The organism is Streptococcus sp. 10824 (genome assembly GCF_013276595.1).
GTDB lineage: Bacteria > Bacillota > Bacilli > Lactobacillales > Streptococcaceae > Streptococcus > Streptococcus pseudopneumoniae.
Genome location: NZ_VMLH01000091.1, coordinates 1 through 12,361, shown reverse-complemented (window position 1 = coordinate 12,361; position 12,361 = coordinate 1). Strand labels below are relative to the sequence as shown.

Genomic DNA, 12,361 nt, shown 5'->3' with positions numbered 1-12,361 from the left:
ATCTACAACCTCAAAAACATGTTTTGAGCAGCCTGCGGTTAGCTTCCTAGTTTGCTCTGTGATTTTCATTGAGTATTAGTTCAATATCTGAAAAAAAAGAACCTTGCAATGCAAGATTCTTTTAGTGTCTGACTTAAATAATTGTTCTTCTGGGAACTAAATCGAATTAAGCTTCGATTTCTGTAACCATACCTGAACCAACAGTACGTCCACCCTCACGGATAGAGAATGTAGTACCTTGTTCTACGGCGATTGGGTGGATCAACTCAACGTCGATTGTCACGTTATCACCAGGCATTACCATTTCAGTACCTGCTGGAAGTTCGATTGAACCTGTAACGTCAGTAGTACGGAAGTAGAATTGTGGACGGTAGTTGTTGAAGAATGGAGTGTGACGTCCACCTTCTTCTTTAGTAAGGATGTAGACTTCACCTTTGAATTTAGTGTGTGGGTTGATTGAACCTGGTTTAGCGATAACTTGTCCACGTTCGATTTCATCACGTTGAACACCACGAAGAAGGACACCTACGTTATCTCCGGCAAGACCTTCGTCAAGTTGTTTACGGAACATTTCAACACCAGTAACAACTGCTTTTTGAGTTTCTTCTTTGATACCAACGATTTCGATTTCGTCGTTGACTTTAACGATACCACGGTCGATACGTCCTGAAGCAACTGTACCACGTCCAGTGATTGAGAATACGTCCTCGACTGGAAGAAGCAATGGTTTGTCAGTGTCACGTTCTGGTTCTGGGATGTACTCATCAACTGTGTTCATCAATTCCATAACGATGTCTTCGTATTTAGAGTCACCTTCAAGGGCTTTAAGAGCTGAACCTTGGATAACTGGAAGATCGTCACCTGGGAAGTCATATTCTGACAATAGGTCACGGATTTCCATTTCAACCAATTCAAGCAATTCTTCGTCGTCAACCAAGTCAACTTTGTTCATGAAGACGATAAGGTGTTTAACACCAACCTGACGTGAAAGAAGGATGTGCTCACGAGTTTGTGGCATTGGTCCGTCAGTTGAAGCTACTACAAGGATAGCTCCGTCCATTTGAGCGGCACCAGTGATCATGTTTTTAACGTAGTCCGCGTGTCCTGGAGCGTCGATGTGAGCGTAGTGACGTTTTTCAGTTTCGTACTCAACGTGTGCAGTGTTGATAGTGATACCGCGTTCGCGTTCTTCTGGAGCAGCATCGATAGACGCATAGTCTTTAGGTTGGTTAACTGATGAAGGCAAGCGACGTGCCAAAACAGTTGTGATAGCTGCAGTTAGGGTAGTTTTACCGTGGTCAACGTGTCCGATAGTACCAATATTAACGTGTGGTTTACTACGATCGTATTTTTCTTTTGCCATTTGAGTAAAAGCCTCCAATAAAATATATTTTATAGATAGACAGTAGGCAATACAGTCTAACTTTCCTTACTATTTTATCAAATTTCAGCTAAATTGCAAGTGTTTTACAACGTTTTTGTGAATTATTCTTGGTAAAAATTTAACTAACTAATAGAAAGTACTAAATAGACTTATCCTTAAAGGAGTTTTCAGCATTATTCATCCACTCACTTGCTGAAAATGTAAACAATCTCTGGTTTATACTACAAAAGCAAACTAGGAAGCTAGGTAAAAGTTACTCACAACATCGGTTTAATACTCTTCGAAAATCTCTTCAAACCACGTCAGCATCGCCTTACCTTAGGTATAGTTGAGACTGGTCAAAAAGTCTTTGCAATCAGAAAAACATATAGTATCAGGTCTTGAGAGAAACCTTGGTACTATGCGTTTTATTGTGGGGAGATTTACTTCATTTTTTCCTAAAGTCGAGTTTTTGCCCAACCTCTTCATCTACAACCTCAAAACACTATTTTGAGCTGACTTCGTCANNTGCGGCTAGCTTCTTAGTTTGCCCTTTGATTTTCATTGAGTATAAAATTGCAGATAAAACGATAACAATCATAGGACTCAGCAGAGTCAATGTAGGTCGAAGAATAGCCCCCCTAATCGCTTATTTTATAGCAAAATGAAATAGAAACTGAACATTTTGTTGAGGAAGGCAAATCAATTCCTCACAATGTTCGAGAAAGAAGGGCGGACTATTCCAACTTCAACCCACTATAAAGCAGACTTACAAGATAGGGAACCCATCTCCGATAATATAATATATAGTAGAATGAAAACTGCACAATTTGATTGGGGAATTCAAACTAATTTCTCACAATGTTTGAGAAAAAGGGTCTATTATTTCAACTGCAACCTACTATAGCCCATTAAAGTTGGAATAACCCACTGAGACTTTTAAACCACTGCTGGAGAGGAGTTTGTGTCGATTTTCTTTCATTTCCCTGAAAAATCAAAAAGAGAGAACCAATCTGATCCTCTCTTACTTATAAATGGTGCTCACTCAAATGTTAAAGGAGCTATTTCTTAGAGATAAAGGAATTTGAATACAGCTACTGCCGCAATTGCTGCTGCAATAGGTGCTACTACTGGTACCCAAGAATACCACCATTTTGAATCGCCTTTATTCTCACCAAGAACTGATTTTGGAAGGAAAGCATGAAGGAGACGTGGCCCCAAGTCACGAGCTGGGTTCAAGGCAGGTCCTGTAGGTCCTCCAAGTGATGTTACCAAAGCCATAACGAGGAATCCAAGTGCCAAGTGAGCCACAGAAAGTCCTGAAGCAGTGTGTGGAGCCACCTGTGCTTTAATAGCCAAGTCAGAAAAATCAACTGTCTGTCCTGCTTGTGTTGCCATTTGTTTCATGTATTGAAGCACTTCAGCACCAAAGAAGTTTTTAGTCAAACCGAGAGCTGCAAAGAACAAAACAAATGAACCAACAAACTCATTAATCAAACCATTGACAGTTGCTGCATAGCGACTTTCTTTTGTACCATGGTCAATACTTGAAATAGTTGAGAAAGTTCCCAAGATGTTATTTGGGTTTTCAGTTTTCAAGTAGAATGGACGGTGTGTTGCCACAACTAAGGCTTGACCAAAGATAGCCCCCAAGACTTGCGCGATAATGTAAGGTACCACTTGTGCCCAAGGGAAAAGACCGCTAACTGCAAGTCCTAGAGTGAAAGCAGGGTTGATGTGGTTCCCAGATACGTTACCAAACATCAAGGCTGGAATCATAACCCCCATACCATAACCAACAGCGATGACGAGCCAGCCACTTTGGTGACCTTTCGTACCTTTAAGTTCAACGTTGGCAACTGCACCATTCCCAAGAATGATCAAAATGGCAGTTCCCAAAAATTCAGTGGCATACTTTAGTGCCCATGTGAAATCCATTTGCTAGATTCTCCTTAAAATTTTTTAGACATTCCTTATTTTATCAATTTTTACCCTATTTAGCAACTAGTTTCTGGAAATATTTTTAAAAAAATAGGATTCAGAGTTTCCCAGTCTAATGGACTTGTAAGCCTTTTTAATCTTCTCGAAAGACCTCGTTCTCAAAACCAGGAAAAAGCACACATCTGTGAGCTTTTCCTTGTTCCTAGATTCTAAAATCTATTATTTTTCATCTTCTTTTTTCTTGAAGAATCCTAATCCTAGACCAGCTAATAAGGTCATGATACCAGCGCTAGCCAAGGTAGCATTCGCTTCTGTACCTGTGTTTGGCAATTCCTCTCTTTTATTTGTCTCAGAAGTCGGAACTTCTGGGTCTGGACTCACTGGAATTTCAGTTTTTGGAGCACCTGGTTCTGGAGTTAGCTCTGGTATTGGAGTCTCTTGATTTGGTAGTTCTGGGTTTGGTGTCGGAACACTTGGATGCTCTGGATTTGGTTGTGGGTTTGGTTTGTCTGGAGTCGGTTCACCTGGAGCACCTGGTTCCTGAGGACTTGGAATTTCTGGTTTTTCTGGAATTGGTTTTTCTGGTCTTGATAAACGGTCATACCTTACCAAAATAGTCGTACCTTTTGAATCTGCTGTTACTTCTGCATTCGATACTTTTGGTAAATCTGGTTTACCATAATTTTCAATTTCTGGCGATACGACTTCGTCCCAGTTGCCTGTTGTCCATTCACCTTCTGTTACTTTACCTGTCACTTTGTTACGCTTGTTGGTTCGCGTTAAGGTGACGGTTTGCGTAACTGGTATTGCTACTTCTGTTGCTTCATTTTCTTTATCCACATACTTGATGGTACGGGTAACAGTTTTGCTTTCTTTAACATCTTCTGTAGCTTGTGGGTATTTCACTACTTCGGTTGTATCTGTAGTTGTTGATGTTACAGTTGCTTCCGCTACAGTTGCCTTATCTGGGGCGTCATAGTTGGTTACAGTTGGAGAGTCTTGAGAACCCCATGTACCTGTTGACCAGTCTCCTGCTGTTTCTTCACCTGTCACTTTATTACGCTTGTTGGTTCGCGTTAAGGTGACGGTTTGCGTAACGGGTGTTGCTACTTCTGTCGTTTCATCAGTCGCATCTACATACTTGATGGTACGGGTAACAGTTTTGCTTTCTTTAACATCTTCTGTAGCTTGTGGGTATTTCACTACTTCGGTTGTATCTGTAGTTGTTGATGTTACAGCTGTTTCCGCTACAGTTGCCTTATCTGGGGCGTCATAGTTGGTTACAGTTGGAGAGTCTTGAGAACCCCATGTACCTGTTGACCAGTCTCCTGCTGTTTCTTCACCTGTCACTTTATTACGCTTATTAGTTCTTGTTAGTTCAACTGTTTGCGTAACTGGGCTAGCTACTTCTGTCGTTTCATCAGTCGCATCTACATACTTGATGGTACGGGTAACAGTTTTGCTTTCTGTAACATCTTCTGTAGCTTGCGGGTATTTCACAACGACTGTCTCATCTGTGCTTGCGGATGTGACGGTCGCAGAAGAAACCGTAGCTGTTTCGGCTGGACCATAGTTTTCTACTGACGGTGAAGCTTTTTCGTCCCAGTTTCCTGTTGTCCATTCACCGTAGGTTACAACTCCTGTGACCTTGTTCTCAATTTTTGTACGGCTTAAGGTTACAGGTTGAACAACATCTTCTTTGACATTTTGGTTCGTAACTTTATCAACGTAATGAATGGTACGCGTTATAGTCTTCGTCTCAGTAGAGGTTGCTGTTTTGGGAACCACTGTTTCTTCAACATTCTCACGGTAGTAGTAGTTAACGGTTGCACCGTCTTCTGGTACAGTTCCTGTGGCATTTGCAGGAATTGCTACCAAGGTGTATGTTGTTTTCCTTGTGATAACTCGGTCTTCTTTGTCCTCAGTTGTTGTTTTTCCTTCAATAACTTTTGCTTCTGTAGTATACTCAGAACCTATCGCTAAATCAGCTTGTACAACAGACTCTGCCAACTTCTCTTGGGTACCTTCTTTATAGTAATTGGCTGTTACTGTAGCAGTAGTAGGCGCTTCACGTTCCTCATATACATAAGTTACCGTTCTTACCCCGCTTACGATATTTCCTTCAGTAGGGGCAGAATTTTCCCCCAAATCTCTTTTGACTCTATAATGTTTCCCATTAGTCGTTGAGATAGTGCTGAGTTTTTTATCTGTGACATTATAGCTAGTACCAATCAGTTGTTTTTTATTGGTAATGTAGGTTCCGTCACTTTCTTTTTCTCCAATTCCAGTATCATTTTTCAATGATAGCAAATGCCCTTGTTCATCAACATAGCGAACTTTCACATTTCCTGAGATTAGTTCTGCCAATTCTGAGGTTTTCTTCTTTTTCTTGATTTCTTCGGTTATTTTCTTTTTCTCTTCTTCGGGAATATTTAGTTTTGGAATAATTTTTTCAACAACGGTTCGTGATGGTTCCACAGTATCTTGGATGACTGAAAAGTCAGCGAGAATTGGAAGATTATACTGAACACGGTGACTTTGAGGATTTACCCCTACTCTGTCATTATTCTCTGAAAATACTTGTACGGTATAAGAAACAACATCTTTTGCTAATAAAACATCCCCAGTAGAGAAGTAGCCACCTTTTCCTAGATTGCTATCTCCAGGACCCACTGCGTCCTTAATCTTATCAGATAGTTGTTTATCAGTCAGTACATTCGTTCGCACAATTCCTTTGTCTACCCCTACAAAGTGTGAGAAATGTTTGAAGTCTTCAGAATCAGATCTAGCCCAACCTTTATTAAGGTTATTTGCTTTTGTATTTGTATTGTCTCTCTCAAAGGTTTGGGAATCAACACCATATGTATCTGCACTTGCAGTTGCTTCTATATCTGACCCTTGAATACCTGCTTCCTTACTACCATTTCTAGCGGCGAGATAGGTGTATTTTTCTGTTTCTACTTCTAGCTGATCATCCTTAACATGATAGGTAATTTTCTTAGCACCTGGTATAAGAGTCCTCAGTAGTTTATATACTCTGTCATCAGCTTTAGCTGGAGGAGTGCTTGAGTTTAGCCAAGTTGGGGTATTAGGAGTATCTTTATCAGCAACTTTCAATAAATTATTTAATTCGTTTGATAGCTTTGAAGTTGACTGAGATGTGCTTGTGAATGTTTTTCCCCACTCTGAATCTCTTTCTTTTGATTTTTCTATACTTAAGAAGTCTTCCGTAACATTTAATACAATATCGCCTTGTTTTTTAACTTCTTCCCTAGCTTCTGCTTCCAATTGATTGTACAGTTTGGTATCTTCTTCTGTATAATATCTTCTGGGTTTACGGTGTAATGGAGTAAATTTTATTTTCTCATTACGAATTTTATTAACACGAGATTTAAACTCATCTTTAAAAAATTTGGAAATTTGGAAATTCGCCAGTTCTACATTTAAACCTTTTTTGTACAAGTTTTCATTTTGAACGATTTCGGCTACACGGTGAATGGTTTCATCGTATACCGTCTTCTCTTGGCCAGCAGTATCCTTAGTTTTAATGACTACTCGATAGGTTCCTTTAGAACCATTAATATCTGAGATATATCCTGTCACAAATTCCACACGAACACGGCTTCCGAAGCCAGGAGAAAAGGCAGTAAACTGCTTCTCTATCCCATTATATCCAACTACACCTGGAGAATATTTATTATACTTATCTTTTTCTAAAAATGGGAGATTCTTAAATTCGGTGGAGTTCTTATTAGCACGTTCATTTTGAGCACGTGGATCATACTTCGAATTATCTGAAACCGTCTCGTCACGATTAGCTCGTGTACGTCCTTTAACAAGCATAAGCATGTATTTAAAACGACGGTCTAATGCTTGTTCGTGCACAAAGATGTTATCTAAGGCATCTGCCCCAAGCATACCACCTTGTTCAATCGTACCATCTTCTTTCTTATACCAACCTGTAAAGTAACCATCTGCATTTTTCTTACCAATAACGAATTTACCTGGTCTGCCATCTTTACCTGCAATCGCTGTCCATCCACCGAAAGAATCAAGTTCTCTTATTTCACCATCTTGTAATTTATCTCCTGTACCATCTTCACTGACTTTGCCGTTTTTAAATCTAAGAGCATCCCCAAGGGTGTTCATACTACGCAAGTAAGAACGTTCATTATTTTGGAAGTCGTCTGGCATATTTTTTACAATATCCCATAATTGTTCGAGAGTCAGATTTTCCTTAGGAGTATCAAATTTCAGATGGGCATTCTTATCATCCCCACCTGTCTCTCCATCTTTAGGCACAATGACCCCGGGCTGGTGTTCTTTTACTGTGTCACCCTTACGATTGGCATCCAGTAAATCTGAATCAGTATCTGCTGTGTCTGAACCTCCCTCATTTCCAGAAGTCGGCTCTGATTCAGTTCCTGTAGCTCCATTCGATGAATCACTTGCCTCCTCATCAGCTAATTCTCTTTTACTACGAGTACGAGGTTTCGTACTTTCTGGAGTTACTAGCGGATTGTCAGCTACGGGAGCATTATAGGTGTTTGCTGCTGCATCAGTATGACTAAGGTCAGTCTTGTTTTCTGGCTCTCCAATTCCAGACTGTCCTGGATCTGTCGGGTTTGCTGTCCTCTCAGCTTCCCTCGCTGACTCCACGCCCTCAGCATGAGCAATCCCAGCTCCCATCAAAAGATAGAGCGCCCCAATGACAACACTAGCTGCACCGACACTCACTTTTCGAATACTGTATTTTAATTGTTTTTCTGGACTATTCATGACTACCTCCATATATATATATATATATATATATATTGTGCCCTATTACTTCCTATATAATAGAATACAATTCATGAGTATATTATACACCAGTCGGCTTGAAACTTCAAATTTTTTGAATGGAAGACTAGGAGATAGACGACTCTTTTTACTGAGACCAAAGCTAGGCTAGGAGTCCATCATCAGTAAGTCGACACCAAAGATGAAACCTCATCATCCTTGCCTTGTCGTGTGCATCTTATGGACTTACTTCCTCCTATCAGCAAGCTCAGCGCTGTGCTTTGAGACCTTTCCAGCTTGCTTTTGGATTTCCATTAACTTTTACACTTATTTCTTTAAAAATGAGACAATTCGACATTTTTTCTACTCTTTTTCTACTTTTTCCGAATAAATAGATAGAAGCATCGAATCTAGTAAACCTAGATTAAAAAATGTGCTATAATGAAAGGAGAAGAAATATGACTGTACGTCATCCGGGCATCAGCCCAACCAACGACTTGGTTGCTAAGAAAATTTTTAGCAATCCAGAAATCACTTGTCAATTTATTCGCGATATGCTGGATTTACCAGCAAAAAATGTGACCATTTTGGAGGGGAGCAATATTCACGTCTTGCCTTCCATGCCTTACTCGGTTCAAGATTTCTATACCAGTATAGACGTCTTAGCTGAGTTGGATAATGGAACCCAAGTTATCATTGAGATTCAGGTTCACCATCAGAATTTTTTCATCAATCGCCTATGGGCTTATCTGTGCAGTCAGGTCAATCAAAATCTAGAAAAAATCCGTCAGCGTGAAGGTGATACCCACCAGAGCTATAAACACATTGCACCAGTATATGCTATCGCAATTGTGGACAGCAATTATTTCTCAGATGACTTGGCTTTTCATAGCTTTAGCATGCGAGAGGACACGACAGGTGAGGTTTTAACCATTACCAATAATGGACAAGAAAATCATCTGGTTAAGATGGCGTTCTTGGAACTAAAAAAATATAGAGAAACCAGCAAAGACGAGGTTCGCAAACCGTGGTTGGAGTTTTTTGGGAACAAACCCTTTACCCAGCAACCCGAGCGAGCCATCAGCCAAGCAGACCAACTGCTGGACTACAAGAGCTGGTCCGAGGAGGACAGGAAAATGTTTAGTCAACTACGTATGCGAGAAGAACAAGCCTTGTTAGCACAGGACTATGCTTTGGAACAAGCGGAAGAAAAGGGCTTGGAGCGTGGTCGCGCAGAGGGGATTGAACAAGGCATCGAAAAAGGTTTAGAACAAGGACTTGAACGTGGAAAACTTTTTGCCTTCCTAGATATGGTCCGCCAAGGTCTTCTAACACCTGAGGTTGCCAGTCAGCAATTAGGCATGACTGTCGCTGAGTTTGAAGCCTTGCTGGAAGATTATCACCAATAACGGTAAAGAAAACCATCTGGTCAAGATGGCATTCTTGGAATTAAAAAAATACAGGGAAACCAGCAAGGACAAGGTTCGTAAACCGTGGTTGGAGTTTTTCGGCAACAAGCCCTTTACCCAACAACCCGAGTGAGCCATCAGCCAGGCAGACCAACTGCTAGACTACAAGAGCTGGTCCGAGGAGGACAGGAAAATGTTTAGCCAACTACGTATGCGAGAAGAACAAGCCTTGTTAGCACAGGACTATGCCTTGGAACAAGCGGAGGAAAAAGGTTTAGAGCGTGGTCTTGAACGTGGTCGCGCAGAGGGCATTGAACAGGGACTGAAGCGTGGAAAACTTTTTGCCTTCCTAGATATGGTGCGCCAAGGTCTTCTAACACCTGAATTTGCCAGCCAACAGCTGGGTATGACTGTGGCTGAGTTTGAGGCACTGTTGAAAGAACATAAGTAAGAAATCTGTAAATATTACACGATACAAAAACAACTAAAAAGAATAGCTAAATTTCTTGATGGAAAAGAGATTAGCTATCTTTTTTGTTAGGAAAGTTTGAACTTTTCACTTTCTTTTCCGAATAAATAGATAGAAGCATCAAATCTAGTAAATTAGATTAAAAAATGTGCTATAATGAAAGGAGAAGAAATATGACTGTACGTCATCCGGGCATCAGCCCAACTAACGATTTGGTTGCTAAAAAGATTTTTAGTAATCCAGAAATCACTTGTCAATTTATTCGCGATATGCTGGACTTGCCAGCCAAAAGTGTGACCATTTTGGAGGGAAGTAATATTCACGTCTTGCCTTCCCTGCCTTATTCAGCGCAGGATTTCTACACCAGTATAGATGTTTTGGCGGAGTTGGACAATGGCACTCAAGTTATCATCGAAATCCAAGTTCATCATCAGAATTTTTTCATCAATCGCCTGTGGGCTTATCTGTGTAGTCAGGTCAATCAAAACCTAGAAAAAATTCGCCAACAAGAAGGCAATACTCACCAGAGCTATAAACACATCGCACCAGTATACGCTATCGCAATTGTCGATAGTAATTACTTCTCAGATGACTTGGCTTTTCACAGTTTCAGCATGCGCGAGGATATGACAGGTGAGGTATTAACTATCACAAGTAACGGTCAGGAAAACCATCTAGTCAAGATGGCGTTCTTAGAACTAAAAAAGTACAGAGAAACCAGCAAAGACGAGGTTCGCAAACCATGGTTGGAGTTTTTCGGGAACAAGCCCTTTACCCAACAACCTGAGCGAGCTATCAGCCAGGCAGACCAACTGCTGGACTACAAGAGCTGGTCCGAGGAGGACAGGAAAATGTTTAGTCAACTACGTATGCGAGAAGAACAAGCCTTGTTAGCACAGGACTATGCCTTGGAACAAGCTGAAGAAAAAGGGTTGGAACGTGGTCGTGCAGAGGGGATTGAACAAGGTTTAGAGCGTGGACTTGAACGTGGCCGTGCAGAGGGTCGTGAACAAGGACGAGAAGAAGGCATTGAAGAGGGATTAAAAGTAGGTTTAGTAAATCTAGTACGTCAAGGTCTTCTAACACCTGAGGTTGCGAGTGAGCAATTAGGCATGACCGTCGCTGAGTTTGAAGCGTTGTTGGCAAGACATGAGTGAGAAATCTGTAAATATTATACGATATGAAAACAATTAAAAAGAATAGCTAAATTTCTTGATGGAAAAGAGATTAGCTATCTTTTTTGTTAGGAAAGTTTGAACTTTTCACTTTCTTTTCCGAATAAATAGATAGTAGCAGTGAATCTAGTAAACCTAGATTGAAAAATGTGCTATAATGAAAGGAGAGGAAATATGATTCTCAGACATCCGGGCGTTAGCCCGACCAATGACTTGGTAGCTAAGAAGATTTTTAGCAATCCAGAAATCACTTGTCAATTTATTCGCGATATGTTGGATTTACCAGCCAAAAATGTGACCATTTTGGAGGGAAGTAACATTCATGTCTTGCCTTCCCTGCCCTACTCGGCACAGGATTTCTATACCAGTATAGACGTTTTGGCAGAGTTGGACAATGGAACGCAAGTTATCATTGAGATTCAAGTTCATCATCAGAATTTTTTCATCAATCGCCTATGGGCTTACCTTTGCAGTCAGGTCAATCAAAACCTAGAAAAAATTCGCCAGCAAGAAGGAAACACTCACCAGAGTTACAAACACATCGCACCAGTATACGCAATCGCTATTGTGGATAGTAATTATTTCTCAGATGATTTGGCTTTCCACAGTTTTAGCATGCGAGAGGACACGACAGGTGAAGTCTTAACCATCACCAATAATGGGCAAGAAAACCATCTAGTCAAGATGGCATTCTTAGAACTAAAAAAGTACAGAGAAACCAGCAAAGACGAGGTTCGCAAACCATGGTTGGAGTTTTTCGGGAACAAGCCCTTTACCCAGCAACCCGAGCGTGCCATCAGCCAAGCAGATCAACTGCTAGATTACAAGAGCTGGTCCGAGGAGGATAGGAAGATGTTTAGTCAACTACGTATGCGAGAAGAACAAGCCTTGTTAGCACAGGACTATGCCTTGGAACAAGCGGAGGAAAAAGGTTTAGAGCGGGGGCGTGCAGAGGGACTGGAGCGCGGGAAAGCTGAAGGTAGTTTCGCCATGTTAGCAAATCTAGTACGTCAAGGTATTCTGACTTCCGAGGTTGCCAGCCAGCAATTGGGAATGACTGTGGCTGAGTTTGAAGCCTTGCTGAAAGATTATCACCAATAACGGTCAAGAAAACCATCTGGTCAAGCTGGTATTCTTAGAACTAAACGTCTAGTCACAGATTACTCAAAACACTGTTTTGAGGTTGTGTATAAAAATGCTGGGTAAAAGTCTTCTCATAATAAAA

At 40.9% G+C, this 12,361-nt stretch carries 6 protein-coding genes and 5 pseudogenes; 4 read left to right on the top strand and 7 right to left on the bottom strand.

Annotated elements, in window-relative coordinates; translation table 11 throughout:
- Window positions 1–166 precede the first annotated feature (166 nt).
- The 7 genes and pseudogenes from tuf to HT701_RS11780 form a co-directional block, all read right to left on the bottom strand.
- Complete coding sequence (gene tuf, locus HT701_RS08730) at window positions 167–1,363, bottom strand: elongation factor Tu (protein WP_001040724.1); 1,197 nt, start codon at window positions 1,361–1,363, stop codon at window positions 167–169.
- Between the two features lie 1,068 nt (window positions 1,364–2,431).
- The gene (gene gla, locus HT701_RS08725) at window positions 2,432–3,301 is read right to left on the bottom strand and encodes an aquaglyceroporin Gla (RefSeq protein ID WP_023933475.1); all 870 of its coding nucleotides are present in this window, start codon (window positions 3,299–3,301) and stop codon (window positions 2,432–2,434) included.
- A gap of 222 nt (window positions 3,302–3,523) precedes the next feature.
- The gene (locus HT701_RS11885) at window positions 3,524–4,210 is read right to left on the bottom strand and encodes an LPXTG cell wall anchor domain-containing protein (protein WP_172931433.1); all 687 of its coding nucleotides are present in this window, start codon (window positions 4,208–4,210) and stop codon (window positions 3,524–3,526) included.
- 75 nt (window positions 4,211–4,285) lie between these two features.
- Window positions 4,286–4,753: pseudogene (locus HT701_RS11580) on the bottom strand (adhesin); the annotation flags it as partial.
- Between the two features lie 42 nt (window positions 4,754–4,795).
- Window positions 4,796–5,092 (bottom strand): annotated as a pseudogene (locus tag HT701_RS08705) (cell surface protein); the annotation flags it as partial.
- Window positions 5,050–6,171 (bottom strand): annotated as a pseudogene (locus HT701_RS11575) (MucBP domain-containing protein). The pseudogenes HT701_RS11575 and HT701_RS08705, both read right to left, overlap by 43 nt.
- Window positions 6,172–7,978: 1,807 nt before the next feature.
- A pseudogene (locus HT701_RS11780) lies at window positions 7,979–8,083 on the bottom strand (YSIRK-type signal peptide-containing protein); the annotation flags it as partial.
- A gap of 458 nt (window positions 8,084–8,541) precedes the next feature.
- On the opposite strand from HT701_RS11780, the gene HT701_RS08680 reads away from it, so the two are divergent.
- The 4 genes and pseudogenes from HT701_RS08680 (at window position 8,542) to HT701_RS08660 (ending at window position 12,237) form a co-directional block, all read left to right on the top strand.
- On the top strand, window positions 8,542–9,492 hold the full coding sequence (locus HT701_RS08680; RefSeq protein WP_172931432.1) for an Rpn family recombination-promoting nuclease/putative transposase: 951 nt from the start codon (window positions 8,542–8,544) through the stop codon (window positions 9,490–9,492).
- Window positions 9,482–9,943: pseudogene (locus HT701_RS11565) on the top strand (hypothetical protein); the annotation flags it as partial. The gene HT701_RS08680 and the pseudogene HT701_RS11565, both read left to right, overlap by 11 nt.
- A 191-nt stretch (window positions 9,944–10,134) precedes the next feature.
- Window positions 10,135–11,118 (top strand): Rpn family recombination-promoting nuclease/putative transposase, encoded by a 984-nt coding sequence (locus tag HT701_RS08665; RefSeq protein ID WP_172931430.1) that lies wholly within the window; start codon window positions 10,135–10,137, stop codon window positions 11,116–11,118.
- Between the two features lie 192 nt (window positions 11,119–11,310).
- Complete coding sequence (locus HT701_RS08660; RefSeq protein WP_172931429.1) at window positions 11,311–12,237, top strand: Rpn family recombination-promoting nuclease/putative transposase; 927 nt, start codon at window positions 11,311–11,313, stop codon at window positions 12,235–12,237.
- The last annotated feature ends 124 nt before the right edge of the window (window positions 12,238–12,361 follow it).